24 protein-coding genes are annotated in these 25,034 nt (G+C 60.4%); 16 read left to right on the forward strand and 8 right to left on the reverse strand.

Features of this window, described 5'->3' with window-relative positions; genetic code table 11:
* Window positions 1-71: 71 nt before the first annotated feature.
* The 7 genes from fmt (at window position 72) to NH344_RS09280 (ending at window position 7,796) form a co-directional block, all read left to right on the forward strand.
* Window positions 72-1,052, forward strand: coding sequence for a methionyl-tRNA formyltransferase (fmt, locus tag NH344_RS09250; RefSeq protein WP_228219056.1), 981 nt, complete (start codon window positions 72-74; stop codon window positions 1,050-1,052).
* Window positions 1,049-2,383: a 16S rRNA (cytosine(967)-C(5))-methyltransferase RsmB gene (gene rsmB / locus NH344_RS09255; protein WP_058579642.1), complete on the forward strand. Its 1,335-nt coding sequence runs from the start codon at window positions 1,049-1,051 to the stop codon at window positions 2,381-2,383. Before fmt ends, rsmB begins: the two co-directional genes overlap by 4 nt.
* A gap of 38 nt (window positions 2,384-2,421) precedes the next feature.
* The gene (locus NH344_RS09260) at window positions 2,422-2,628 is read left to right on the forward strand and encodes a dodecin (RefSeq protein WP_044628944.1); all 207 of its coding nucleotides are present in this window, start codon (window positions 2,422-2,424) and stop codon (window positions 2,626-2,628) included.
* A 111-nt stretch (window positions 2,629-2,739) separates the two neighbouring features.
* Complete coding sequence (trkA, locus tag NH344_RS09265) at window positions 2,740-4,113, forward strand: Trk system potassium transporter TrkA (RefSeq protein WP_062359928.1); 1,374 nt, start codon at window positions 2,740-2,742, stop codon at window positions 4,111-4,113.
* A 32-nt stretch (window positions 4,114-4,145) separates the two neighbouring features.
* A complete protein-coding gene (locus tag NH344_RS09270) occupies window positions 4,146-5,594 on the forward strand; it encodes a TrkH family potassium uptake protein (RefSeq protein WP_089675172.1) in 1,449 nt (482 codons plus the stop codon).
* Between the two features lie 40 nt (window positions 5,595-5,634).
* On the forward strand, window positions 5,635-6,888 hold the full coding sequence (locus NH344_RS09275; RefSeq protein WP_253027818.1) for a TraB/GumN family protein: 1,254 nt from the start codon (window positions 5,635-5,637) through the stop codon (window positions 6,886-6,888).
* The gene (locus NH344_RS09280) at window positions 6,885-7,796 is read left to right on the forward strand and encodes a DMT family transporter (protein WP_253027819.1); all 912 of its coding nucleotides are present in this window, start codon (window positions 6,885-6,887) and stop codon (window positions 7,794-7,796) included. Before NH344_RS09275 ends, NH344_RS09280 begins: the two co-directional genes overlap by 4 nt.
* Here NH344_RS09280 and NH344_RS09285 read toward each other — a convergent pair.
* Both NH344_RS09285 and NH344_RS09290 read right to left on the reverse strand, forming a co-directional pair.
* On the reverse strand, window positions 7,793-8,569 hold the full coding sequence (locus NH344_RS09285; RefSeq protein ID WP_044628949.1) for a DTW domain-containing protein: 777 nt from the start codon (window positions 8,567-8,569) through the stop codon (window positions 7,793-7,795). The genes NH344_RS09280 and NH344_RS09285 overlap by 4 nt on opposite strands.
* Before the next feature lie 442 nt (window positions 8,570-9,011).
* Window positions 9,012-9,317 carry a nucleotidyltransferase domain-containing protein gene (locus NH344_RS09290; RefSeq protein WP_081136616.1) on the reverse strand — a complete coding sequence of 102 codons (306 nt, stop codon included), beginning with the start codon at window positions 9,315-9,317 and terminating at the stop codon, window positions 9,012-9,014.
* A gap of 169 nt (window positions 9,318-9,486) precedes the next feature.
* On the opposite strand from NH344_RS09290, the gene bioB reads away from it, so the two are divergent.
* The 6 genes from bioB to bioA are packed head-to-tail and all read left to right on the forward strand — an operon-like array spanning window position 9,487 to window position 15,213.
* Window positions 9,487-10,587, forward strand: a complete 1,101-nt coding sequence (gene bioB / locus NH344_RS09295; RefSeq protein ID WP_230834484.1) for a biotin synthase BioB — start codon at window positions 9,487-9,489, stop codon at window positions 10,585-10,587.
* On the forward strand, window positions 10,574-11,719 hold the full coding sequence (gene bioF, locus NH344_RS09300; protein WP_230834483.1) for an 8-amino-7-oxononanoate synthase: 1,146 nt from the start codon (window positions 10,574-10,576) through the stop codon (window positions 11,717-11,719). Before bioB ends, bioF begins: the two co-directional genes overlap by 14 nt.
* The gene (locus NH344_RS09305) at window positions 11,716-12,438 is read left to right on the forward strand and encodes an alpha/beta fold hydrolase (RefSeq protein WP_172515389.1); all 723 of its coding nucleotides are present in this window, start codon (window positions 11,716-11,718) and stop codon (window positions 12,436-12,438) included. The genes bioF and NH344_RS09305 overlap by 4 nt, the downstream gene beginning before the upstream one ends.
* Window positions 12,435-13,220 carry a methyltransferase domain-containing protein gene (locus tag NH344_RS09310; protein ID WP_253027820.1) on the forward strand — a complete coding sequence of 262 codons (786 nt, stop codon included), beginning with the start codon at window positions 12,435-12,437 and terminating at the stop codon, window positions 13,218-13,220. The genes NH344_RS09305 and NH344_RS09310 overlap by 4 nt, the downstream gene beginning before the upstream one ends.
* Window positions 13,217-13,939 (forward strand): dethiobiotin synthase, encoded by a 723-nt coding sequence (bioD, locus tag NH344_RS09315; RefSeq protein WP_058579653.1) that lies wholly within the window; start codon window positions 13,217-13,219, stop codon window positions 13,937-13,939. The genes NH344_RS09310 and bioD overlap by 4 nt, the downstream gene beginning before the upstream one ends.
* Complete coding sequence (gene bioA / locus NH344_RS09320; RefSeq protein ID WP_253027821.1) at window positions 13,936-15,213, forward strand: adenosylmethionine--8-amino-7-oxononanoate transaminase; 1,278 nt, start codon at window positions 13,936-13,938, stop codon at window positions 15,211-15,213. Before bioD ends, bioA begins: the two co-directional genes overlap by 4 nt.
* A gap of 42 nt (window positions 15,214-15,255) precedes the next feature.
* Here the strand turns inward: bioA and NH344_RS09325 are convergent, their stop codons facing one another.
* From NH344_RS09325 to NH344_RS09350, 6 genes are all read right to left on the reverse strand, one after another.
* The gene (locus tag NH344_RS09325) at window positions 15,256-15,969 is read right to left on the reverse strand and encodes a Sir2 family NAD-dependent protein deacetylase (protein WP_253027822.1); all 714 of its coding nucleotides are present in this window, start codon (window positions 15,967-15,969) and stop codon (window positions 15,256-15,258) included.
* 32 nt (window positions 15,970-16,001) lie between these two features.
* Window positions 16,002-17,768, reverse strand: coding sequence for a bifunctional isocitrate dehydrogenase kinase/phosphatase (gene aceK, locus NH344_RS09330; RefSeq protein ID WP_253027823.1), 1,767 nt, complete (start codon window positions 17,766-17,768; stop codon window positions 16,002-16,004).
* 97 nt (window positions 17,769-17,865) lie between these two features.
* Window positions 17,866-18,375, reverse strand: coding sequence for a CIA30 family protein (locus tag NH344_RS09335; protein ID WP_213262785.1), 510 nt, complete (start codon window positions 18,373-18,375; stop codon window positions 17,866-17,868).
* 96 nt (window positions 18,376-18,471) lie between these two features.
* Complete coding sequence (gene eat / locus NH344_RS09340; RefSeq protein WP_062359946.1) at window positions 18,472-19,905, reverse strand: ethanolamine permease; 1,434 nt, start codon at window positions 19,903-19,905, stop codon at window positions 18,472-18,474.
* A 155-nt stretch (window positions 19,906-20,060) separates the two neighbouring features.
* The gene (gene eutC, locus NH344_RS09345; RefSeq protein ID WP_253027824.1) at window positions 20,061-20,903 is read right to left on the reverse strand and encodes an ethanolamine ammonia-lyase subunit EutC; all 843 of its coding nucleotides are present in this window, start codon (window positions 20,901-20,903) and stop codon (window positions 20,061-20,063) included.
* A 1-nt stretch (window position 20,904) separates the two neighbouring features.
* The gene (locus NH344_RS09350) at window positions 20,905-22,311 is read right to left on the reverse strand and encodes an ethanolamine ammonia-lyase subunit EutB (RefSeq protein ID WP_062359950.1); all 1,407 of its coding nucleotides are present in this window, start codon (window positions 22,309-22,311) and stop codon (window positions 20,905-20,907) included.
* Window positions 22,312-22,523: 212 nt separating this feature from the next.
* Between NH344_RS09350 and NH344_RS09355 the strand changes: the two genes are divergently transcribed.
* From NH344_RS09355 to NH344_RS09365, 3 genes are all read left to right on the forward strand, one after another.
* The gene (locus NH344_RS09355) at window positions 22,524-23,468 is read left to right on the forward strand and encodes a helix-turn-helix domain-containing protein (protein WP_230834476.1); all 945 of its coding nucleotides are present in this window, start codon (window positions 22,524-22,526) and stop codon (window positions 23,466-23,468) included.
* 360 nt (window positions 23,469-23,828) lie between these two features.
* Entirely contained in the window at window positions 23,829-24,443 is a 615-nt protein-coding gene (locus tag NH344_RS09360; RefSeq protein WP_054640790.1) for a class I SAM-dependent methyltransferase, read from the forward strand.
* 132 nt (window positions 24,444-24,575) lie between these two features.
* Window positions 24,576-24,851, forward strand: coding sequence for a TIGR03643 family protein (locus tag NH344_RS09365; RefSeq protein ID WP_044630516.1), 276 nt, complete (start codon window positions 24,576-24,578; stop codon window positions 24,849-24,851).
* Window positions 24,852-25,034: the final 183 nt, after the last annotated feature.

Below are 25,034 nucleotides of genomic sequence, written 5' to 3' on the forward strand. Positions count from 1 at the left end.
TCGGCCTTTATGCGTTTCATACACGGCATCTTTCTCTCGTCATCCTCTCCGTCACTTAAGGGCACACCACCATGTCACCGTTACGCGTTGTTTTTGCTGGCACGCCAGACTTCGCCGCCTCCAGCCTTGCTGCCGTTCTCGACAGCGAACATGAAGTGGTGGCGGTTTACACCCAACCCGACCGCCCTGCTGGGCGTGGTCGCAAGCTCACGCCCAGCCCGGTTAAACAGCTGGCACAAGAGCACGGGCTGCCGGTGGTCCAACCCGCCAGTCTCAAAGACGCCGATGCGCAAGCCGAACTGGCGGCATTGAACGCCGATGTGATGGTCGTCGTCGCCTATGGGCTGCTGCTGCCCCAAGCGGTGCTGGACACGCCGCGCCTAGGCTGCATTAACGTGCACGCCTCGCTGCTGCCCCGCTGGCGGGGTGCGGCGCCGATTCAGCGCGCCATTGAAGCGGGCGACAGCGCCTCCGGCGTGACCATCATGCAAATGGATGCGGGGCTGGATACCGGCGCCATGCTGTATGAAGTGCGCACCCCAATTACCTCCCGCACCACCGGTGGCGACCTCCACGACCGACTGGCCATTCAAGGTGCTAATGCGCTGATCCACGTGCTGGACAACCTCGACAACGGCAGCCTAGAGGCAACGCCTCAGCCGGAAGAGGGCGTGACCTACGCCGCCAAGCTCAGCAAAGCCGAGGCCGAGCTAGACTTTAGCCAGCCCGCCGAGCAGCTGGCGCGCAAAATCCGCGCCTTCAACCCGTGGCCGGTGGCTTGGTGCACGCTAGGTAACGACCGCCTGCGCCTACTCATGGCCAGCGTCGAGCAAGGTGAACAGCCGCCATCGCCCCCCGGTACGCTGTTGGAACATGGCGATGATCACCTGCGTATTGCCTGCGGCGAACAAGGGCAAGAAGTGCTGTGTGTCAGTCGTGCCCAGCTACCTGGCGGCAAAGCGATGGCGGTACGCGACTTATTAAACGCCCGCCAAACCTCACTCACCGTCGGCGTTCGCCTTGGGCAAACCCCGCAAGGAGCTAGCCAATGAGCCAGCAACGCCCAGCCAAAGGCGGCAGCGGCCTAGATGTCCGCGCAGCCGCTGCCCGTAGCCTCGTCCCGGTTCTCACTGATAAAGGGTCGCTGGCCAGCTTGGATGAACATAGCGTAGTGGCCCGAGACCGTGGCCTGCTGAAAGAGCTCTGTTACGGCACCTGCCGCCGCCTTCCACGCCTAGAAGCACTGGCTAGCCAGCTCCTCAAACAGCCATTTAAAAAGCGCGATGCCGATATCCACGCTCTGCTGCTGGTAGGTATTTATCAGCTGCTTTATATGCGCATTCCTGCCCACGCAGCGGTAGGAGAAACCGCCGGGGCAGCACGCCTGCTTGGCAAAGAGTGGGCCACCCGAGTATTGAACGGCTGTCTGCGACGCCTGCAGCGTGAAGCCGACGCGCTGCAAGAAGTCGTTGATCGTGACGAAAACGTTGCCCTGGAGCATCCGCCCTGGCTGCTGGACGCCCTGCGCCACGCTTGGCCCGAACAGTGGCGTGCCATTGCCCAGGCCAATAACGAGCCAGGACCGATGACCCTACGCGTCAACCAGCACTATAACGACCGTGAAGCGTATCTCCAGCAGCTGACCGAGCAAGGCTTAGACGGGCATCTCTGTTGTCACGCTCCAGACGGCATTACGCTAACAACGCCCTGCGACGTTGCCATACTGCCCGGTTTTGAGCAGGGCCACGTCAGCGTGCAGGATGAAGCGGCGCAGCTCTCTGCAGCGCTGCTTGGCCCGGCGCTCGCCCCACGCCCCGGTGCTCACGTATTGGATGCTTGCTGCGCGCCTGGCGGCAAAACCGCCCATCTGTTAGAGCAGTTTGATATTGCACTCACCGCCATTGATAACGACAACCAGCGGCTGGCGCGGGTGGACGATACGCTCAGCCGCTTAGGGCTGAGCGCCGAGCTAAAGCACGCCGACGCCACTACCCGCGACTGGTGGAGCGGCACGCCGTTCGATGCCATTTTGCTGGATGCCCCCTGCTCCGGCACCGGCGTGATTCGTCGCCATCCGGACATCAAAGCGCTACGCCGTAAAGAGGACATTCGCCAGCTCGCCAAGCTCCAGCAACGGCTGCTGGATAATCTATGGCCACTGCTACGCCCCGGCGGTACGCTGCTCTACGCTACCTGTTCGGTGCTGCCCGAAGAGAACGCCGCACAAATCGATGCGTTTTTAGACCGCACCCCGGACGCCCATGCCACCACGCCCCATGACGTGGCCTGGGGTAAGCAAAGCGGCACGGGGCGCCAGCTGTTTCCTACCGTGAACAGTCACGATGGCTTTTTTTATGCCAGACTAGAGAAGCGCACGGCCTAAGCACTAGGCCGCCTTTTCATGACACGCAAGGAGATAGCATGAGTCATCACACCTATAAGCACATTGAGCTAACCGGTTCATCCGAAAAAGGGATTGAGGACGCCGTGCAGAATGCCCTGACCAAAGCCGCCGAAAGCGTTCGCAATATGCGCTGGCTCGAAGTCACCGACACGCGTGGGCACATCGAGGATGGCCGCGTGGCACACTGGCAGGTCACGATCAAAGTCGGCTTCACGCTGGAATAATCCCTACCTGCTTTTCGACGGCGGCTGGTTTACACTGGCCGCCGTCTTTGTTGCAGCGCACACCGCGTGCTGATAAAACGTTGGCGCTCATAACGGAACCGATGCTTAGCGATGAAAATCATCATTCTCGGCGCCGGCCAAGTCGGCGGCACCCTGGCGGAGCACCTTGCCCGCGAGGAGAACGACATCACCGTCGTCGATACCGACGGCGCAAAACTGCGCGAGCTGCACACCAAGCTGGATATCCGCACGGTGACCGGTGCAGGCTCCTACCCCATCGTGCTGCGCCAGGCGGGCTGCGAAGACGCCGATATGCTGATCGCGGTGACCAACACCGACGAGATCAATATGATCGCCTGTCAGGTGGCCCACACGCTGTTTCGCACCCCCACCAAAATTGCCCGGGTGCGCTCCACCGCTTACCTCACTCGTAAGGGCCTCTTTGCCCACGAAGCCATTCCCATCGACGTGCTGATCAGCCCCGAGCAGGTGGTGACGGATCACGTGCGCCGCTTGATCGAGCACCCCGGCGCCCTGCAGGTGCTGGAGTTTGCCGGCGGGTTGGTACAGCTAGTGGCGGTGAAAGCCTTCTACGGCGGTCCATTGGTGGGCCAGGATTTGGCCTTTCTGGGCAAGCACATGCCCAACGTGGAAACCCGCGTCGCGGCGATCTACCGCCGCAACCGGCCGATCATCCCCCGGGGCGACACGGTGATTGAAGCCGACGACGAGGTTTTTTTCCTGGCGGCCCGGCGAGATATCCGTGCGGTGATGAGCGAGCTGCGCAAGGTGGAGCGGGACTTCCGCCGCGTGGTGATTGCCGGGGGCGGCAATATCGGCGAACGCTTGGCGGAGCACTTAGAGCACAGCCATCAGGTGAAGATCATCGAGCACAGCCTGGAGCGCTGCACCACGCTTTCCGAGCGGCTGGATCGCACCGTGGTGCTCCACGGCAGCGCCACCAGCAAGCGGCTGCTGGAAGAGGAGAACATCGAAGACTGCGATATCTTCTGCGCGCTGACCAACGACGACGAAGTGAATATCATGTCGTCGCTGCTCGCCAAGCGGCTGGGGGCTAAGAAGGTGCTTACCCTCATCAACAACGCCGCCTACGTGGATTTGGTGCAGGGCGGCGATATCGACATTGCTATTTCCCCTCAGCAGGCCACCATCGGCAGCCTGCTGACCCACGTGCGCCGGGGCGATATCGTCAATGTGCACTCGCTGCGCCGGGGTGCGGCGGAGGCCATCGAAGCGATTGCCCATGGCGATAAGCAGTCGTCCAAGGTGGTGGGCCGTACCATCCGCGAGATCGACCTACCCGACGGCACCACCATCGGCGCCATCGTGCGGGGCAAAGAGGTCATTATCGCCCATGGCGACGTGCGGGTGGAAAGCGGCGACCATATCATTCTGTTTGTGATCGATAAGCGGCGTATTCGCGACGTTGAGCGCCTGTTCCAGGTCGGATTAACGTTTTTCTAAGGAGCCGGCCAGCGTATGAGACAACCACCACTATGAGTTTGCGGGTCATTCTACGTATTTTGGGCCTGCTGCTGATGCTTTTCAGCCTAACGATGCTGCCCCCCATGCTCATGTCGCTCTGGTTTCGAGACAGCGTCTGGCACGCGTTCATGAGCGGCATTGGGATTACCGTCATGACGGGGCTGTTTCTCTACCTGCCCAACCGCCGTGCTCACAAAGAGCTACGTATCCGTGACGGCTTTATTATCGCCGCGATGTTCTGGACGGTACTGGCCCTATTTGGTTCGCTGCCGCTCATGCTGTTTGGCGAAGGCTCACTGAGCATTACCGATGCGGTCTTTGAGTCTTTTTCCGGCCTGACGACCACCGGTGCCACAGTGATTACCGGCATCGATTTTTTACCAGAATCGGTGCGCTATTATCGCCAGCAGCTGCAGTGGCTAGGTGGTATGGGGATCGTGGTACTGGCCGTGGCTATTTTGCCTACCCTGGGCGTGGGGGGGATGGCCCTTTACCGCACCGAAATTCCAGGGCCATTGAAAGACTCCAAGCTAACCCCACGAATTACCGAAACCGCTAAAGCGCTCTGGTATATCTACGCAACGCTCACGTTTGCCTGCATGGTCGCCTATATGCTGGCGGGGATGAGCTGGTTTGATGCGCTAGGGCACAGTTTTTCCACCGTCGCCATCGGCGGCTTTTCAACCCACGATGCCAGTATTGGCTACTTTAATAGCGCCGCCATCGAACTTATTTGCATTAGCTTTATGCTGATCTCTGCCTTCAGCTTTAGCCTGCACTTTATTGCCTGGCGGGAAAAACGCTTACTGCACTACTTCCAGGACCCGGAAGCGCGCTTTCTTATGCTGTTTTTAGCCGGGCTCACCACGATTACCGTGATTACCCTGTGGCTCACCGACACCTACGATGACATCGTTGGGCTGCGCCATGCGCTGTTTGAGGTTGTCTCGGTCGCCACCACCGCAGGCTTCGCCGTGGCGGACTTTTCCGGGTGGCCGGGCGCACTACCGTTTCTGCTGTTTGTGGCCGCTTTTGTCGGCGGATGCTCCGGCTCTACCGCTGGGGGGATGAAGGTCATCCGTATTATCCTGATCTTGAAACAGGGCATGCGCGAAGTCATGCGGCTCATTCACCCCAATGCCGTGATTGCCGTTAAAGTCGGCAAAGTGAGCGTTCCCGATAGCATCGCCCAGGCCGTGTGGGGATTTTTCTCTGCCTATGTGATGCTGTTCTTTTTGATGCTGGTGGGCGTGATGGCGACGGGGGTCGATCAGGTAACGGCGTGGTCCTCCGTTGGCTCGGCGCTGAACAATCTTGGCCCCGCCTTAGGAGAAGCCAGCAGCCACTATGGCGATCTGCCCAGCCTCGCCAAATGGATTTTAGTGCTTGCCATGCTGCTGGGCCGCTTGGAAATTTTTACGGTACTGGTGCTGTTTACCCCGGCTTTTTGGCGCCGCTAAACGCGCATCACTCGTTACTTTTTTTTGTTGAGACTTTTTAATGAATCAAGATGATGCAACACCGCAGGCCCAGGAAAGCAGCTCCCTCCCAGCTACCAGCGGCCCGCTGAAAACCATTCAGGTGGGCGGCACGTACTACACCCTGCTAGGCACCGCCCACGTCTCTGCCGAGAGCGCCAACGACGTTCGCCAACTGATCGACAGCGGTCACTTCGATGCCGTCGCCATTGAGCTGTGTGACGCCCGTCACCACAGCATGGACAACCCAGACGCCATGGGCGAGCAGGACTTGTTTCAGGTGTTCAAGCAAGGCAAAGCGGGCATGGTGGCGGCGAGCCTGGCGCTCGGTGCCTTTCAGCAACGGATCGCCGAGCAGTCCGGTATTCAGCCGGGGGCTGAGATGCGTGCAGCCATTGAAGAGTGCCGTACGCGCAACCTGCCGCTACTGCTGGTAGACCGAGATGTCGGCATCACTTTGAAACGCATTTATCGCAACGTGCCTTGGTGGCAGCGCTTCTCGCTGTTTTCAGGGCTGATTGGCAGCGTGCTTTCTCGCCAGGATGTCTCCAAAGAGGACATCGAAAAGCTCAAAGAGGGTGACATGCTAGAGGCCACCTTCAGCGAGTTTGCCGCTGAATCCGAAGCGCTCTACACGCCCTTAATTCGCGAGCGTGACCGCTATATGGCGCTGCGTTTGGCGGAGGAAGCGCCGCCTGGGCGCTACCAGAACGTGCTGGTGGTATTGGGCGCTGGACACTTGAAAGGCACGGGCGAGCACTTGGAAACACCGCTGCCGGACAACCCCACGGTGGAGCGTGAGTCTCTCGAAGCCACACCGCCCCCTTCCAAACTGTGGAAAGCCGCCCCCTGGCTGATTACGGCGCTCGTCATTACCGGTTTTGTGGTGGGCTTTTCACGCAATACCGACCTTGGCTGGCAGCTGGTCATCGAGTGGTTCTTGATTAACGGCATTCTGTCTGGCGGCGCGACGATTGCGGCGCTTGCTCACCCGGTCACGGTGATTGCTACCTTCTTCGCTGCACCACTTACATCGCTTAACCCCACCATTGGCGCGGGCTTTGTAGCGGCGGGGGTCGAGCTGTATATGCGCAAGCCCAAGGTGCGCGACTTCTCCACTCTGCGCCATGATGTGACGCAGCTGAAAGGCTGGTGGAAAAACCGTGTCTCTCGCACCCTGTTGGTATTCATTCTCGCTACCCTGGGGTCGGCAGTGGGCACCTGGGTCGCTGGGTTTAGAATCGCCGGCGCCCTGTTCGGCAGCGGTGCGGCGTGAATTCGATCAAACGCGCTCCCTGGCAGGCCGATGCCCTGCTCCTGCTAGTCACTGTATTAGCTGCAAGCGGTTGGATCTTTTCCAAAGAAGCACTAGCAGGCATGCCGCCTTTGCTGTTTATCGGCACACGCTTTTTATTAGCCGGGCTGATCCTGCTAGGGTTTGCCTGGCCTACCCTAACGCGTATGTCGGCACGCCGGGTGCGCCGTGGCCTGCTGGTGGGCGTTTTGTTCAGCGCGGCGATCGCCTTTTGGGTACTGGGGCTTAACTACTCCGACCATCTGGGCGAGAGTGCCTTTATCAACAGCCTGGGGATTCTCCTGGTGCCTGTAGTGGCACGACTGCTGTTTGGCGACCGCCCACCTCGCTCTACTTGGGTCGCGCTACCCGTGGCGCTGCTCGGGTTTGCCCTACTATCGCTCAATGCAGGCTTTAACGTCGAGGCCAGCCAGCTGCTGATGGTGTGCGCCGCGCTCTGTTTTGCGCTTTTGATCAACGTCAATGCCCGCGTAGTGCGCAATGTGCCTGCGCTGCCGCTAACCACGCTGCAACTGATCTCGGTAGGCGTGGTGCTAACGGGGCTTTCCCTGGTGGTGGAGCATCAGCCGCTGGCGCTCAGCCCGTCGATTCTCGGCTGGTTCATGACCAGCGTGCTGCTGGCCAGCTCGCTGCGCTTCTTTCTGCAAATCAAAGCGCAGAGTATGACCACGCCTAGCCATGCGGCGGTGATTCTGATGCTAGAAGCCGTCTGGACCGCGCTGTTTGCCGCCTGGTGGTTTGGCGAAACCATGACCGCATTGCAACTGCTGGGCTGTAGCCTGATCTTTATGGCACTACTGATCAATCGCTGGTACTGGGTCCGCAAAGTGCTGCTGCGCTGGCTGCCCGGTGGCAATCCTTCCCGCTAACCATGCTCTTCTGCCCGCTGCCGCTCCAATAGCCGCTGCATGGCTGCCGTAGGCTCTTCGATCTTGCGATAATAGCGGCTCTCTGCGTAGCTATCGTTGAACACATCAAAGTAGTCATCCAGCACGCTTGCCGCTGTTTCATCACCGCTCTGGCGCAGCAGCTCAATCGCTACCTCGGCGGTGCACAGATGCGCTTTCGAGGCGGGCTTGCGCAGCCGGTAGCGGGTCTCCCGCTCGGTGCGCAGCGGCAGTACCGGCAGTGCATCCAGGTAAGGGCTTTTGCGGAACATGCGCCGCGCCTGTCGCCAGGTGCCATCCAAAATGATGAATACCGGTATGCGCGCCTGCTGCTTGGCGGCATGCACCGCGTCAATATCCACCACGCGGTCGGCGTAATCTGGCTGGTCATCAGGAAAAATCACGAACGGCGCATAGCGCGGATCTTGCAGCAGCGCGGCCAGCGCCTCGTCCGGCGCCGTGCGATACCAGGTAAATACGCGGGTGTTGGTGAGTACATCGCCAATCAAACGCCCGGTATTGGTCGGTTTGTAGTGTTCAATGGAGTGGGTCAACAGCCATACCTGAGCGTCGCTCTCCGCCTTCACCTGATACGGGCAGAGGCAGTTCAGCTCGGGCAAGTTGCAGCCTTCGCAGCGTTTGACGAAGCTGCCCCGCGCTTTGAATTCACGCCGAGGCGGGCGCGGATGCCCGGTGGCCGGGTCGCGGTCGGTCATTGCATCATGCTCAGGGGGCAGCGAGGTCGCGTCAGGCATCTGCGCTCCAGTGGGTCGTCAAAGGACGCAGAGTTTGACATCCTCCCCTCCCTCAGCTTGCGCTGCCGTCTAGCGACGGAAAGGAAGGGGATTCCCAGGTTGTTACCTTCCTGGTTTCTGCTTCCAAGACGATTGCCCGAGGGAATGGCTTGGTTATCGCCGTAAAAGTCCCACAGTGGGGATTTTTACGGTGGCGAACCAACTCATATCCCCCAGGTCTCACATCGTCTCCACAGACGTAACTTTCCGAGTGCCCCTCGGTAGGTCGTGTCGACGTGAGTAGTATAGCACTGTGCAAATCATCAGCAAGGGCATCCTGCGGATGCCGCGCTATCCATCCGCTCACTAAAAGTAAGCGGTTTTTCGCGCTGATTGATAAAATGCATATGCCGTTGGCACTCACGCCATGCTTCTTGCAAACGTAGTAGTGCAATATCCTGAGTCATAATGGAAGTCCTGCCCGCTCAGCAATGCTAAAAATGGCCGGATAATTCTGGCGGCTGGGATAATCAATCAGCATATCGATTTTTTGCTCGCCGAGTAGCTGCTGAAGCTTTACTTGGCAGCGCATTTCAGCCCGTACTATGTCATTGACATCGTGGATATCCGTTGTGATCAGAAGATCAATATCGCCACCTTTGGCTTGATCATCCGTGCGGGAGCCAAACAGCTTTACGTTCGCTTGCGGCCCAAAACACGACTTCACGGCGCTGACGATGGCCTGACGCTGAACATCATTTAAGCGCACCGTTGACCTCCTTAGCCTACGCACTAGCCATTTATTACTTTCAAAAGGCTAGCATATTTTAGCCTTTCTTTTCCCCACTCATGGTAAACCAACATTCTTCAAAAAGTTGACACCCTCGGCGCAGCCCCGCTAGAGTCCTGTCAACTTTCAAAAGAATATAGGTTTACCCGTGACCGCTACCTCGACCACTACTTCAACTGCTTCTTACGCGGCAGATGCCGCGCCGCGCCACGACTGGACGCTTGACGAGATCAACGCGCTTTTTGCGCTGCCCTTTAACGACCTGCTGTTTCAAGCCCAGCAGGTGCATCGGGCGCATTTCGATGCCAACGCAGTGCAGGTGTCTACTCTACTGTCGATTAAAACCGGGGCCTGCCCGGAAGACTGCAAGTACTGCCCGCAGTCGGGCCATTACAACACCCAGTTGGAAAAAGAGAAGCTACTAGAAATCGAGAAGGTAGTGGCCCAGGCCCAAGCGGCCAAAGAGGCCGGTGCCAGCCGCTTCTGCATGGGGGCCGCGTGGCGCAGCCCGCGGGATAAAGATTTAGTGGTGGTGGAAGAGATGGTGCGCCAGGTGAAAGCGCTGGGGCTTGAGACCTGTATGACGCTGGGTATGGTCGACGGCGAGCAGGCCACACGGCTGGCCGCCGCGGGGCTGGACTACTACAACCACAACCTCGACACCTCCCCCGATTACTACGGCGAAATCATCACCACCCGCACCTACAGCGACCGCTTAGAGACCCTGGCCACCGTGCGTGACGCCGGTATGAAAGTGTGCTCTGGCGGTATTTTGGGCATGGGTGAAGGCGCACAGGATCGCAGCGCGCTGCTGCAGCAGTTGGCTAAGCTCTCTCCGCATCCTGAATCGGTGCCTATCAACATGCTGGTCAAAGTGCCGGGGACGCCACTGGAGAACGTCGATGATTTAGACCCACTGGAGTTCATCCGCGCCATTGCCGTGGCGCGCATCATGATGCCCCAGAGCCACGTGCGCCTCTCCGCAGGCCGGGAGCAGATGAGCGAATCCACCCAGGCGCTTGCCTTTCTGGCCGGTGCCAACTCGATTTTCTACGGCGACAAGCTGCTGACCACCGGCAACCCCCAGGCAGAGCGCGACCGTGCGCTGTTTGCCAAGCTGGGCCTGCACCCCGAGCGCCGCGATACCTGCGAAGACGACACGCAGCATACCGAGCGGCTGGCCCAACAGGCGCAGCGCAACGCCCAGGCAGAGCGCGCTGCGGCGCTGGCGGTGGATGCCAGTGTCTGAGGTGTGGCACCAGCGCTTAGCGGCAGCCCGCGATGAGCGCGAGCGCCAGCAGCGCTGGCGCAACCGCCGCGTCTCTGCCCATGGGGCACTCGACTTTGCAGGCAACGACTATCTAGGCCTTGCTCAAGACCCACGCGTACAGGCGGCCCAGGCCGAAGGCGCGAAACGCTTTGGCGCTGGGGCCGGCGCATCGCATTTGGTCAGCGGGCATCTGGGCATTCACGATGCCTTGGAAGAGGCGTTGGCGGAGTGGACCGGACGGGAGCGGGCGCTGCTATTTTCCACGGGCTATATGGCGAACCTAGGCGTGCTGCAGGCGCTAGCGGATCCCTACACCGCGATATTTCAGGATCGGCTTAATCACGCCTCGCTGCTTGATGGTGGCGCGCTGAGCGGCGCCCGCTCCCGGCGTTACCACCACCGCGATGGCCACGACTTACAGCGTTTGCTTGCGCGCAGCACGGCCACTCACAAGCTAGTGGTGAGCGACGGCGTATTCAGTATGGATGGCGATATCGCTGACGTCGGAGAACTTGCCCACATCAGCCAGCAACACGGCGCCTGGCTGATGATCGACGATGCCCACGGGCTTGGCGTGCTCGGCGAAAACGGCGCAGGCTGCGTGGCAGGCTTCAATAGCCAGCAGGTGCCAATCCTGGTCGGCACCCTGGGCAAAGCGCTGGGCACCGCGGGCGCTTTCGTGGCGGGGGATGCGGCACTGATCGAGCACTTGATTCAGTTTTCCCGCAGCTATGTGTACACCACCGCCCAACCGCCCGGCATTGCCGCCGCTACTCTGGAAGCGCTCACCATCGTCCAGCGGGAACCAGAGCACCGCCAACGGCTCACTCGCCATATTGACTACTTCCGCCAGCAGGCGGCCGCCTTAGGGCTGCCACTCGGCCACTCCCACACGCCCATCCAGCCGCTGCTGCTGGGAAGCGAGCAGCGCACCCTGGCCTGGGCGGCCACGTTCGATGAGCACGCTATCCAGGTAGGGGCGATTCGGCCACCCACGGTGCCCAACGGCGAGTCGCGGCTGCGCATCACGTTAAGCGCCCGCCATACCCAGAGCGATATCGACAGGCTCTTGGAGGTCGCCGCCGCCTGCCTGAACGAGGAGCAGCGATGAAGCTCATCCTGCTCTCGGGCTGGGGCGTCGACCGCCGTATATGGCAGACGCTTTCGGAGCATTGGCCCAATACGGTCGACCCCAGCGCAGTGGAGTGGCCCGGCTACGGCGATGCTCCGGCGCTACCCACCCCCACACACATTGAAGCGCTCGCCGAGCGTATGGCATCTAAGCTACCCAGCGATGCCGTCTGGGTGGGCTGGTCGCTGGGTGGGCTGCTGGCCACGGCGCTGCTCAATCATCTGCCGCCGCCCAAGGCCCTGTTGCTACTGGGCGCAGGCAGCCGTTTTTGTAGTGACGCGGAGAGTGATGGCGGTGTGAGGAGCGACGAGCTTGCCAGCTTTCAGTGCACCTTCCGCCGCGATCCCGTTGCCACGTGGCGGCACTTTCTGCGCTGGCAGGCCCAGGGCGAACCCAATGCCCGCGAGGCCCACCGCCAGCTACGAGCACAGTTAGGTGAGACTCCCCACGCCGATACCGACACGCTCGCGCAAGGGCTCATGTGGCTAGAGACGCTGGATAACCGGGCACTGCTTGCCAACCCTCCCTGCCCTATCCGCCGATTGGCAGGCGCCCACGACCCGCTACTACCAAGCAGCACGCGCCAGCAAGCGCTTCGACTGGAAGCCGCAGGACACTGCCCCATGCTCTCCCAGCCCGCCCAGCTGGCGGCACGGCTGGCCGAGCAGGCCACGCGGGCGCTACAGGAGCCGCGATGAACACACCGGTCACCTCGCTGCCACTGCTCCGCTGGCAGGAGCGTGTTGCTCGGGCCTTTTCCCGAGCGGCACCACGCTACGATGCTCTCGCCAGCGCCCAGCGCGACATTGGCGAAACGCTCTGGCAAACGCTGCCGCAGAGCGCCCAGCAGGTGCTCGACCTTGGCTGCGGCACCGGCTACTGGACCCAGCGGCTGGCGAGCCACTACCCAAACGCCACCACCACCGGGCTCGACCTGGCGCCGGGTATGCTCGCCCACGCCCAGGCACAGTATGGCGATGCCATACGCTGGCAACAGGGAGATGCCGCCGCGCTGCCGCTGGACGACGCAAGCGTGGATCTCGTGTTCTCTAACCTGGCGATTCAGTGGTGCCCGGATATCGGCGCGGTGATGCAGGAGTTGGCGCGGGTGCTCGCCCCTAGCGGGCAGGCGCGCATCACCACCCTGCTGCCCGGCACGCTTCATGAGGTGGCCACCGCCTGGCAGCGGCCCGAGGCCCTGCTGCAAACGCCGGACGCCAGCACCGTACAGCGGGCGATTGCGCGAAGCGGCTTGCGGCTTACCCACTACGTGCGCGAGCAGCGGCGCTTTTTCTACCCCGACCTGAATGCCGTCATGGCCTCCATCAAGGGCGTGGGCGCCCAAGTAGCCAGACCCAACGCTCGGCTGACCCGCCAAGCGCTTGCCACCGCCCAGGTTCGCTATGAATCGCTGCGCACGCCGCAGGGGCTGCCGGTGAGCTACCACTGCCTGACGCTACAACTGGAAAGCGCGAGATGAACAACACCTATTTTGTCACCGGTACCGACACCGACGCGGGCAAAACCCTGGCCACCAGCGCGCTGCTGGGCGCCGCCCGCCAGCGCCAGCTCACCACGCTGGGGTTGAAGCCTATTGCCTCTGGTAGCGAGGCCACGCCCAATGGCCTGCGCAACCGCGATGCCCTGGCGCTACAGGCGCAAAGCTTCCCGCCGGTGGATTACCCGACGATCAACCCCTGGGCCTTTGCTCCCGCCATTGCGCCGCATCTCGCCGCCCTGGAAGCAGGCGCGGTGCTTAACGTGGCAAGCGTTACTCAGGCGCTCAACGACACGTTAACCGACACGCCACGGGACCTGACGCTAATCGAAGGCGCAGGCGGCTGGCGAGTGCCGCTGAACGAGGAGGAGGATTTTTCCGACCTGCCCCGCGCGCTCGGGCTGCCGGTGATTCTGGTGGTTGGGCTGAAGCTGGGCTGCCTTAACCATGCCCGGCTCACCGCCGAGGCCATCGCCGCCGATGGCTTAACGCTGGCGGGCTGGGTAGGCAGCGTAGTGGACTCAGCCTTTGCCGACGACAGCCCGCGCTTTGCAGCCAATGTGGCGCTGCTGAAACGCGCTCTGCCCGCCCCTTGCTTGGGCATCATTCCTCATTTAGCTACGGCAGATGCGCCCACCGCGCAGTACTACCTCTCCCTTGATGCGCTGCTCCCCCTCGCCACCCAGGAGGCGACGCCATGAACTCCCCCGTTTGGCACCCCTATGCCCATCTCAAAACCCAAACGCCTGCGCCCAAAGTGGTCGGCGGCAGCGGCAGCTACTTTACGCTGGAAAGCGGCGAGCGCCTGCTGGATGCCACCTGCTCCTGGTGGTGCATGATTCACGGCTACGGCCATCCGCGCCTCGTCGCCGCCATCCGCGAGCAGGCGGGGGAGCTTTGCCATGTGATGCTGGGCGGCCTGACCCACGATCCCGCCGACCAGCTCGCACAAGAGCTGGTGCGCATTACCCCGCCGGGGCTGAATCATGTGTTCTTCTCCGATAGCGGCTCGGTGGGCATGGAAGTCGCCATGAAGATGGCGCTGCAGTACCAGGTGCTGAGCGGCCACCCCGGCAAGCGCAAGATGCTCTCGCTGATGAAGGCGTACCATGGCGACACCACCGGCTGCATGGCGGTATGCGACCCCGAAGAGGGCATGCACGGCCTGTTCGCCAGCCTGCTGCCCCAGCACCACTTCGCCCCGGCCCCCACGGCCCCGTTCGACGCGACGCCGGAGCAGGTAGAGCGGGACCTCGCCGCGCTGCGGGAAGTGCTAGCGCGCCACCACCATGAAATTGCCGCGCTACTGATGGAGCCGCTGCTGCAAGCGGCGGGCGGGCTGAACATGACTTCACCCCACTACCTGCGCGGTGCGCGAGCTCTGTGCGATGAGTTTGGCGTGCTGCTGATTTTTGATGAAGTCGCCACCGGCTTTGGCCGCACCGGCAAGCTGTTTGCCGCCGACCACGCAGCCGTCACGCCGGATATCATGGTGCTCTCCAAAGGGCTAACCGGCGGCTACTTGGGCCATGCGGCCACGCTGGCCACCGACCGGGTGCACGAGGCGTTCATTGGCGACAGTCAGCACCACGCCTTCATGCACGGCCCCACCTTTATGGGCAACCCCCTGGCCTGCCGCGTGGCGCTGGAGAGCCTACGGGTGTTCGAAGAGGAGCACTACCTGGAGAAAATTGCCGCGCTCAGCCAAACGTTACAGCGCGAGCTATTAGAAGACGTAGCACTGCGCGCACATCCCGCCGTCGCGGACGTGCGCGTATTAGGCGCAACGGCGGTGATCGAAGCCCACAGCAGCGAAGCGCTGAAAGGCGTTGCCGCATTTGCCCGAGCGCGGGGCGTGTGGCTGCGCCCCATTGGCCGCTGGCTTTACACCATGCCCGCTTATATCGCGACGGACGCCGAGCTGACCCAGATTACTGGGGTGATGAAAGCGTGGTTTTTGGAATCACGCCATTAATGTGCCAACCCACGGTTCGCTCAACCTTCGCCCTGCGCTAAGTCAGGGTAAAATTAAATTTCCCTGCTTACGCCACTGGTGTACAAGCGCTGGCACGCCTTCTCCCGCCGTGGTATTGATCGCCAGCACGCCGGGTGGGCTTAGCTCATCGGCGTCGGGGTCTACCAGCGCACAAGGGGTGTCGTAATCGATATAGGTGAGCAGCGATGCGGCGGGCATCACCGCCAGCGAGGTACCCACCACAAGCAGAAAGTCCGCCTGGCTCACCAGCTCGCAGGCCTCTTCGAACAGCGGCACCGCTTCGCCAAACCACACCACGTCTGGGCGCAGCTGGCTGCCCTTATCGCACACATCGCCCAGGGCAATTCCGCCCTTTGACAGCGGGTAGCGCAGCCGCGCATCCACCGATGAGCGCGCCTTTAAAATCTCGCCGTGCAGGTGCAGCACGTGGCGCGAGCCTGCCCGCTCGTGCAGGTCATCAATGTTCTGGGTAATCACGCTGACCTTGAAGCCATCCTGCTCCAGCGCCGCCAGCGCTTTATGGGCGGCGTTGGGCTTCGCGCGGCGGATCTGATCACGGCGCTGGTTATAGAACGCCAGCACCCGCTCTGGGTCTTGCCGCCACCCTTGCGGCGTGGCGACCTCCTCCACCGGGTGATCCTCCCAGAAGCCATCGCTGGCGCGGAAGGTTTGAATGCCGCTCTCCGCGCTGATTCCCGAGCCGGTAAATACCACCAAGTGCGGGGCTGAAGTCATGCTATCCTCGGCTTACGTCGTCCGGTAAACGCCTAATGTACCAGTTGCCCCACGGTGCCCGCGAATCGCTGCTTGTTGCGATACGGGTACACGTCGATCACCCGCCCCTCCAGAATTGCCCGCTGTAGCGCCAGCCAGTAGTCCGGGTCGAACAGCTCCGGGTGCTGCTCTGTGAACAGTGTGCGCAGTTCCGGGTTAGCAAACATAAACGGGCCAAACTCTTCAGGGAAGATATCGTTGGGGCCAATAGATAAACTGGCCCCGCCATCCATGTAACTGTCGTCCCCCTGGGATTTGGGAATATGGCGGAAGCGACACTCGGTGAGATAGCTCACCTCGTCGTAGTCGTAGAAAATCACCCGCCCATGGCGAGTGACGCCAAAATTCTTCAGCAGCATATCGCCAGGGAAAATATTCGCCGCCGCCATCTGCTTGATGGCGTTGCCGTAATCTTTTAGCACCATCACTCGCTCATCGGCGCTGCACTGCTCCAGGTAAATATTCAGCGGCGTCATCATTCGCTCGGTATAGCAGTGCTTAATGATCACTTTATCCTCTTTCAGCGACACCGTGGAGGGTGCAACCTCCAGCAAATGGGCCAAACACTCCGGCTCGAAGTGGTCCTGGCGGACGATAAAGTTGGAGAACTCCTGGGTGTCGGCCATGCGCCCTACCCGGTCGTGGCGTTTTACCAGCCGGTACTTCTCCCGCACGATGGCGTGGGTGACCTCTTTGGCGGGGTCGAATTTATCCTTGATGATCTTGAACACGGTGCGAAAGCTCGGCAGCACGAATACCGCCATCACCATGCCCCGCACCCCCGGCGCGATCATGAAGCGCTCTTCGCGCTTGGCCACCTGCTGGTTCAGCGCGCGGAAAAATTCGGTTTTGCCGTGTTTGAAAAAGCCAATGGCGGCGTACAGCTCGCCCTCGGGCTTGTGGGGCATAAGCTGTTTTAGGTAACCGACGAACTCCCCCGGCACCGGCACCTCTACCTGGAAATAGGCGCGGGTGAACGAGAAGATGATCGACACTTCATCGGTTTCGGTGAGGACCGTATCCAAATGCAGGCAGGGGTCGCCGCCCTGCTGCTCGCCATACCCTTCCCCATGTAGAACCGGCAGCACCAAGGGGACCTGCTCGCCGCCACCTAGAATGCGCCCCACCAGATACGCCCCTTTGTTGCGGTAAAACACGCTGTTGAGTAGCTCCACCTGGGCATCGTCTGCCTGCCAAATCGCAACAGGGAGCTGAGCTTCCAGCAATCCAGCGCCGAGCTGGCTGTCGCGCTCGACGTCGGCAAAGGGGGACTCGAACGGGGCTTCGCTCAGCGCCCAAGCGAGCGCCCCCGCCCAGTCGCCGTTGACGTAATGCCTGCGGCACAGCTCAATGCCCGAACGGTGCGCGGCATCCTCCCGGGAGCTGTACACAAACATCCAGTCATTGCGGATATGGCGATGCTGAAACACCGAACAGAACAGAGAATTAAAGAAGGTTTCCGCCAGCTCGTAATCCAACCGCTGGCTGATCAACTGCGCGTAGTGCCCTCGTGCTTCCCGCCACGTCTCACAGTGAGCCAGCACGTCCTGGGCAAAGGTGCGCTGCAACCGGTCGAGCGTCTCCTCGACTTTTTCACCGTACAGGTTGATCCGCGCGGCGGAGGCCTGCTGCGCTTCACGCCAGGCGGCATCGCGAAAACGGCGGCTGGCATCTGAGGTGATCTGCTTGAAACGCGCACGGTACTCATCGAAACCGTGCAGCACAGTGGCCGCTAGGCGATACGCGGGGGAGTGTTTCATCACGCTGGCTCACGTCGAAAGAGGGCTTTCCAGATTCCATGAACGGCAAACTACGTACGAGACGACCTTAGTACTGTAACTGTCAACCCTGTAAGTGTCAGCCCTGTGAATAAGGCGCAATGGAGGCTATCTCCAGGAGAAACGGCCCGGCGGCGCGGTCGGCAATCAAGAAACCGAGCTGGTGAATAGAGTGCGGGTCGAGAGGCGGCGCGCTGGAAAGCAGCGTGCCCCGGCGCACCGCCTCGAACTGTGCCCAGGTGAATTGATGCGTTTCCCACTGATGAGCCGTAGGCGTGAAGGCGACGCGGTAGGCGCTTGCTTCGTCCAGCGCGCTGCTTTTGAGCCGTAGCTGATAGGTGCGACCATCGCCACGCACGCGAAGCGTAACTCCTTGGCTGTGTGCTAGGGTCGGCTCAAAGCCGTTGGGTTCACGGCGCATCGAGGCAAAACCGCCGCCGTTTTCTAGGGAGACCTCGCCACAAAAGCAGCCAGCGCCCGCTTCCACGCGAAAGCCGCTTTGAGACACGCCGCCCATCACGCCATCGTCCACGGCGTACCAGCGCCGCTGCTCTGCCTCGGCCATGTTCGATTCGGTAAAGTTCAACATCCTTCAAGCTCCTCCTTGCCTGCCAATAACAACGCCTCTGAGCGAAAGCCCAGAGGCGCACTGCCGTGGTTCAGACTAGGCGATCTGCCGTGGTGATTACAATTTCGCGGAAGCGACCTTCGGTGCGACAGGATCGATATCCTCAGGTGCTGCGGTGACCAGAGCGAATTCCTCTTCTGCGGTTTTCGCGACTAAATGATTTTTGCTGTAGAGGAAGTAGTAAGCCGCTCCAGCAATAAACAGCACGATGGTGTAGTTGAAGGCGCGAGGGTCAAACGCATAGACACCGGTCAACGCGACGAGCGAGAGCACCAGCGCGATGCCTGAGGTCACCACGCCTCCCGGCGTTTTATAGGGACGCGGCAGGTCGGGCTGTTTCACGCGCAGCAGAATATGGCTAAGCGCCATTAGCGCATAAGAGATAGTCGCACCGACGACCGCCATGCCTAACATCAGATCGCCTTCCCCGCTCAGCGATGCAAGAAAGCCCAAAATACCGGGCACAATCAGCGCTAAGTAAGGCACTTTACGCTCGCTGGTGAGCGACAGCGGTTTGGGTAGATAACCCGCCCGAGAGAGCGCGAATACCAGGCGGCTATAGCCATAAATAATCGAGAAGAACGACGCGATCAAACCCGCTAAGCCCAGCACGTTGACCAGGGTCGCCAGCGTGGGATTACCCGCCGCATTCAGCGCATCTACCAGCGGCACGCCGCTTTGGCCAATCATCTCAGCGCCCGCCGCACCGGCCAGCAGCACGACTACGAGCAGGGCGGTGAAGAGCAAAAACAGCATCGCACCAATGATGCCTTTGGGCATATCCCGGGCGGGATCTTTCGCCTCTTCGGCCGCCAGCGGCACACCCTCTACCGCCAGGAACAGCCACATGCCAAAAGGCAGCGCCGCCCAAATACCGTACCAGCCGAATGGCATGAAGGTGCTCGCCCCCGCCGCATCGGTGGGTGCAATATCAAACAGGTTGGCCGAATCGAAATCGCCAATCAGCGCCACGGCGGTGGCCAAAATGGCAAAGACCGCCAAACCGCTAATCACCATCATCACTTTTAGCGCTTCCCCCACACCCGCTAGGTGAATGCCGATAAACACCGCATAAAACAGCAGATACACCAGCGGCCCGTTAACGCCTAATAACGCTTCTACCGCCGAGCCAATAAAAATCACGATGGCCGCCGGGGCCAGCGCGTACTCGATCAACACCGCAAGCCCGGTCAAATAGCCGCCCGCAGGCCCCATGGCTTGGCGGGCAAAGCTGTAGCCGCCCCCTGCCGCGGGAATGGCGGCGGACATTTCTGCCAGCGCCAGCACTAGCGCAAGGTACATTAGCGCCATCAAACAAGCGGCAATCGCAAAGCCTCCCCAGCCCGCTTCGGCAATGCCAAAGTTCCAGCCTGCAAAGTCACCGGAAATTACGTAGGAGACCCCAAGGCCCGCGAGCAGCATCCAGCCTGCCGTACCTTTACGCAGCTGGCGCTTAGCCAGATACGCCTGATCAACCGTTGGTTGTGTCATCGTTTTGCCCTTTTCAGTGTGGAACGCAATGGGTGTCAGCGGCGTGCTGTGATCCTGGTTCCGTCTTGTTATTGGGAGAGCCGTCAGCGGTGTTATTGAAAATGTCGTCAGCGTTGTTATTAAAAGTGTCGTCCGCGTTTTTGCGGCTGTTACCGTCAATCAGCCACAAGGAAATTCCGAGTTGAACCGCTGCTGCCCTCCAAGACGCTGTCTTCGCTGCGGTCTTTTAGCTTCACGCCGGAGAGCTTGCGCTCCCGCGCCTCGGTTAACAGCAGCAACAAGCGCCGGGCCGCCTCTTCATACGCAAGCCCGGCTGGCCGCACGTTGGAGATACAGTTACGCCGGTCATCTTTTAAACCCACTTCGGGGGCCCAGGTCATGTACAGCCCCAAACTATCTGGGGAGCTAAGGCCAGGGCGCTCGCCAACCATGACCAGCACTGCATCTGCGTTGAGCAGCGCGCCTACTTCGTCTCCAATTGCCACGCGCCCTTGTTCCACCAGTGTCAGCGGTGCGAGCTGCCATTCGTTCTTGTCGCGCCCGAGTGCGTCATACAGCGCGGTCAGAAACGGGACGCTGTTCTGCTGCACCGCCAGTGCCGAGAGGCCATCGACGATCACCACCGCCAGATCGAACCGTTGACCGCTCTCTGCCGCCTGCTGCAGCGCCTCTCGGGATGCCTCGTTAAGGCGTCTGCCGTAGTCGGGCCGCTGCAGGTACATCGCGCGGTCCTCTGCACGGCTGTGTACCGCAAGCGGTGCGGTGCTCAAGCCAAGCGCCTGGGTCAGCTCATCGGCGAGCACCTCACACTCCAGCGGGCAGTGAACCGCATCTTGGGCTTGGGCATGGGCGAGTTGAAACGCGAGCAGCTGTTTGGTGGGCAGGCTCACCCCCACGCGCCCCAAACCAATGCGCGCGTCGGTAAAGGCGCGCAGGCGCTCCCAGGGGTTCTCAATGACGATCGGCGCAGTGGTTTCCTGCGTGGGTTGCTTAGGCATCTTAGTCGCTCCCCTTCGGCAAGTGGCGCAGGCTGTTGGCAAAGGCGGCGGGCAGCTGGTCGTTAAGACGATGGGTGCTCACATCTTGGAAGATCTGCATCTTGGCCAGCCACTGCTCGAACTCTGGCGCGGCTTTTAGCCCCAGCACCCGGCGGGCATAGAGCGCATCGTGAAACGACGTGGTTTGATAATTGAGCATGATGTCGTCAGAGCCGGGGATGCCCATCACGAAGTTGCAGCCCGCCACACCCAACAGCGTCAGCAGGTTGTCCATATCGTTTTGATCGGCGTTGGCGTGGTTGGTGTAGCACACGTCGCACCCCATCGGCACACCTAAGAGCTTGCCGCAGAAGTGATCCTCAAGGCCGGCGCGGGTGATCTCTTTACCGTCGTAGAGGTACTCGGGACCGATAAACCCGACCACCGTGTTGACCAGCAGCGGATTGAACTTACGTGCCACGGCGTAGGCCCGGGCTTCGCAGGTTTGCTGATCCAGCCCGTGGTGGGCGTCGGCGGAGAGCGAGCTGCCTTGGCCGGTTTCAAAATACATCACGTTGCGACCCACAGTGCCTCGGTTCAACGTTTGTGCAGCGGCTTCGGCTTCCGCCAGGGTGCTCAAATCGAACCCAAAGCTGCGGTTGGTGGCTTCGGTGCCGCCAATGGACTGAAACACCAGATCCACCGATGCGCCCTGTTCAATGGCTTCTAGCGTATTGGTCACGTGAGTCAGTACGCAGGATTGCGTAGGGATCTCGTATTTCTGGATCACGTCGTCCATCAGCCGCATCAGCTTGATGCTCTGGGCGACGTTATCGGTAGCCGGGTTGATACCAATCACCGCATCGCCGCTGCCATACAGCAGACCATCGAGAATACTCGCTGCGATGCCGGTGACGTCATCGGTGGGGTGATTGGGCTGTAAGCGGGTCGAAAGCCGTCCCGGCAGCCCAATGGTATTGCGAAATGCCGTGGTCACGTGGCATTTCTTCGCCACCAGCATGAGGTCCTGGTTGCGCATCAGCTTACTCACCGCCGCGGCCATTTCCGGCGTAATGCCGGGCCGGGCAGCGGCCAGCGCTTCTCTGGTGGCGTGGTCCGAAAGCAGCCAGTTGCGAAAATCGCCTACGGTCAGGTGCTTCAGCGGCGCAAACGCCTCTGCATCGTGGTCGTCGATAATCAGACGGGTGATTTCGTCCTGCTCGTAGGGGATCAGCGCCTCGTTCAAAAAGGTGGTAAGCGGCAGCTCCGCCAGCACCATTTGGGCGACGACCCGCTCTTCTGCCGATTCTGCCATCACCCCGGCAAGGCGGTCGCCCGAGCGCGGCGGCGTGGCTTTGGCCATCAGTTCGGCGAGCCCGCTAAAGCGATAGCGGCGGCTCCCCACCGTGGTGTGATAGGTCTGCGCCATGGGCCTTCCCTTCTCTTACCTGTTCAATACTCAAGGCGCGGTATGCGCGTTGAGGAACAAAACTTGCTTGTTCTCACAATAGCGCTATCACTTAACGGGGAGTATCGAGTTTTGGCAAAACACACCAATGCTATAAAAACCAATAAGAAACAGCTGGTTAATAACGACAACAAGGCGTGGACGCGGCTGATTCACGCTGTTAGGAGCTGGTGATGACCTTGACGCCTACCCAAAGCGCACCAAAAAAGTGCATTCAAGAAGCGTTTGATGCTGACGAGCATGCGCAAAACCTCACCCGCTGGCAGCAGCAGTATGATCAGCTCACGCCTGGGCGGTTTTATGGGCGGCTGGATGAAATTGCGTTGCCTGCCATTCAGATGTTCAAAGAGCACACCGGCCAAGCGCTGCGTCAGGATTGCCGGGTGTGGGAGGACTCTTTATGGCTGGGCATTCCAACCCGACCAGCGGGCTCGCGTATCAATGGGCAGCCACTCGACGCGCAGCAAGTGATGTGCCGCCCCGGCGGGCGCGATTTTGAATTGGTGACCCCGGAAGCCTTCGATATTTACGGGCTGGTGATACGTCTGCCAGCACTACATGCCGCTGCCGAACGCCAGGGCATCACGCTGGATGAGCAGTGGATGATCGCGCCCCGCCGGCATGTGAACCCTGCCACGCTGCGCGCCTTACTGTTTCTATTGGAGCGGCTATTAGGCCAACAGCAGGGAGCCATTGCTGAAAAGCTACATCAGGATATTCTTTTAACCGGCCTGCTGGAGCTATTAGATGCCCAACAGCCCCGTGGCGAGCTGCCTCCCAGCTACGCGCATCGCAAAGCCGTGGTCGACCGGATCAAGCAGTACGTCGACGCGCATGTAGATGCCCCCATCACCGTGGATGCGCTGTGTGAACTGACCCATGTGAGCCGACGCACGTTGCAATATAGCTTTACGACGATTTTAGGCATTAGCCCATTGCAGTTTTTGAGGCTGACGCGCCTTAACCGAGTGCGGCGCGCCCTGCGCGCAGCTGAACCGCCACAAACAGTGACCGAGATTGCAACGTATTGGGGATTTTGGCATTTAGGACAATTCGCCCACGACTATAAGCAGCAGTTTGGTGAGTGCCCTTCGCAAACACTACAGGGGCCAGCCTAGCATCGCCGTTTATCTTATATATGAGAATGGATGCATTGACGACACTGTTTACCTTCTTAAAAAAGGGCTGCTGAGACAGCAGCCCCATAAGCCCGTTTGATGCTAGAACTCATAGAAAGCTTGGCCACGCGTTTTCGACAAGATTCCTCCACCGAAGAGTAACCAACACGACTATCCCGACTCTTTTGAGCTATCACTGCCTAACGTATCCGCTCCCCCCAACGCGACTGGCGGGGTTGCCAGCACCTTTGGTGCTTCTCTACGGTTCGTGCTATAGGTAGTGAGCGCTGCATTCAGCATGGCAGCCCCAACACTCGACGCCGTCCTGGCGCCCAGCTCACTCCCACCTTGCGAGGCCCTATGCTGAACACGACTTCCTGGAATCGTCTTCGCTACAGCGCCTACGCGCCTCTCTACGATGCGCTCGTAGCGCCCGCGTTGCGCAGACCAAGACGTGTCGCGCTCAGCCAAGTGGACTGGGAACCCGGTATGCGCGTTCTCTTGGTGGGAGCAGGGACGGGGCTGGACCTCCCCTTTTTGCCCCACGAGTTAGAAATACACCTGACCGATCTCACCCCTGCGATGGTCCGGCGCGCCAGCGCCAGGGCCGAGCACTATCAGCGTGATGTGGCTTGTCATGTCATGGACGCCACCCAACTCGTCTATCCTGATGAACACTTCGATGTCGTCATCATGCACCTGATTTTGGCGGTCATGCCTCGCCCTGAGCAGGGTTTGGCAGAGGCCTATCGCGTACTGAAACCCGGCGGACAACTGTGCGTCATGGATAAATTCCAACCCGACACCCAACCTGCCGGGTGGGGGCGCCGCACGTTGAACGTATTCACTTCGATCATTGCGACCGATATCACGCGTCAAGCCAGCCCCATGATCCAACATGCTGGCTTTCGTATTCAGCGAGACGAGCCGGTACTCATGAACGGTCTGTTTCGTGCCCTGCTCGCCGTCAAATAGCGCTGTTTTATTGCTCATCGCTTGCAAAAACCTATGCAATAAAATTAATGTGTATAGCTTACGTTGCACAACCCGTGGGGCACTGGGGTTTGCCTGCTCTCTATTCGAAAACGTCAATGATGAGGACGCGCCATGCCCAAAGCCGCCGTAAAGCGCTTTCGTCGCCTGCCAGAGGACGAACAGTCTCGCGTCATCGAAATGGCCTGGGAAGATCGCACGCCTTTTGAAGCGATCGAACGGCTATTTGGTTTAGGGGAACCCGATGTGATCGAGGTCATGCGCTACCAGATGACCCCAGGCTCATTCCGCCTATGGCGCAAGCGGGTCACGGGCCGCACTACCAAACATCAGTCGCTTCGCTCGCCCGATGTGATGAGAGGCTACTGCCCTACCCAGTACAAACGTTAACGCCACTGTCTTATTGTCCCACTCTCTCTTATCTTACTCACTAGCAGCCTGTCGGTCTTTCCGTTGCACCGTGAGATACTGACCACCGTCATCGCCGAGCTGAGAAGATCGCCATGAGCCGCTTCATCCCTGTGGATCGCCAGACCGATTACCTGCTGCCGCCTTCGGTAGACGAGTGGTTGC

The sequence above is a fragment of the Halomonas sp. Ps84H-12 genome (assembly GCF_024124725.1).
GTDB classification, from domain to species: Bacteria; Pseudomonadota; Gammaproteobacteria; order Pseudomonadales; family Halomonadaceae; genus Vreelandella; species Vreelandella aquamarina.

Bases quoted from the DNA above. Each gene is read 5' to 3' on its own strand.
- fmt (WP_228219056.1), top strand. From the start codon at position 72: ATGTCACCGTTACGCGTTGTTTTTGCTGGCACGCCAGACTTCGCCGCC.
- rsmB (WP_058579642.1), top strand. From the start codon at position 1,049: ATGAGCCAGCAACGCCCAGCCAAAGGCGGCAGCGGCCTAGATGTCCGC.
- NH344_RS09260 (WP_044628944.1), top strand. From the start codon at position 2,422: ATGAGTCATCACACCTATAAGCACATTGAGCTAACCGGTTCATCCGAA.
- trkA (WP_062359928.1), top strand. From the start codon at position 2,740: ATGAAAATCATCATTCTCGGCGCCGGCCAAGTCGGCGGCACCCTGGCG.
- NH344_RS09270 (WP_089675172.1), top strand. From the start codon at position 4,146: ATGAGTTTGCGGGTCATTCTACGTATTTTGGGCCTGCTGCTGATGCTT.
- NH344_RS09275 (WP_253027818.1), top strand. From the start codon at position 5,635: ATGAATCAAGATGATGCAACACCGCAGGCCCAGGAAAGCAGCTCCCTC.
- NH344_RS09285 (WP_044628949.1), bottom strand. From the start codon at position 8,569: ATGCCTGACGCGACCTCGCTGCCCCCTGAGCATGATGCAATGACCGAC.
- bioF (WP_230834483.1), top strand. From the start codon at position 10,574: ATGCCAGTGTCTGAGGTGTGGCACCAGCGCTTAGCGGCAGCCCGCGAT.
- NH344_RS09305 (WP_172515389.1), top strand. From the start codon at position 11,716: ATGAAGCTCATCCTGCTCTCGGGCTGGGGCGTCGACCGCCGTATATGG.
- NH344_RS09310 (WP_253027820.1), top strand. From the start codon at position 12,435: ATGAACACACCGGTCACCTCGCTGCCACTGCTCCGCTGGCAGGAGCGT.
- bioD (WP_058579653.1), top strand. From the start codon at position 13,217: ATGAACAACACCTATTTTGTCACCGGTACCGACACCGACGCGGGCAAA.
- bioA (WP_253027821.1), top strand. From the start codon at position 13,936: ATGAACTCCCCCGTTTGGCACCCCTATGCCCATCTCAAAACCCAAACG.
- NH344_RS09325 (WP_253027822.1), bottom strand. From the start codon at position 15,969: ATGACTTCAGCCCCGCACTTGGTGGTATTTACCGGCTCGGGAATCAGC.
- aceK (WP_253027823.1), bottom strand. From the start codon at position 17,768: ATGAAACACTCCCCCGCGTATCGCCTAGCGGCCACTGTGCTGCACGGT.
- NH344_RS09335 (WP_213262785.1), bottom strand. From the start codon at position 18,375: ATGTTGAACTTTACCGAATCGAACATGGCCGAGGCAGAGCAGCGGCGC.
- eat (WP_062359946.1), bottom strand. From the start codon at position 19,905: ATGACACAACCAACGGTTGATCAGGCGTATCTGGCTAAGCGCCAGCTG.
- eutC (WP_253027824.1), bottom strand. From the start codon at position 20,903: ATGCCTAAGCAACCCACGCAGGAAACCACTGCGCCGATCGTCATTGAG.
- NH344_RS09350 (WP_062359950.1), bottom strand. From the start codon at position 22,311: ATGGCGCAGACCTATCACACCACGGTGGGGAGCCGCCGCTATCGCTTT.
- NH344_RS09355 (WP_230834476.1), top strand. From the start codon at position 22,524: ATGACCTTGACGCCTACCCAAAGCGCACCAAAAAAGTGCATTCAAGAA.
- NH344_RS09360 (WP_054640790.1), top strand. From the start codon at position 23,829: ATGCTGAACACGACTTCCTGGAATCGTCTTCGCTACAGCGCCTACGCG.
- NH344_RS09365 (WP_044630516.1), top strand. From the start codon at position 24,576: ATGCCCAAAGCCGCCGTAAAGCGCTTTCGTCGCCTGCCAGAGGACGAA.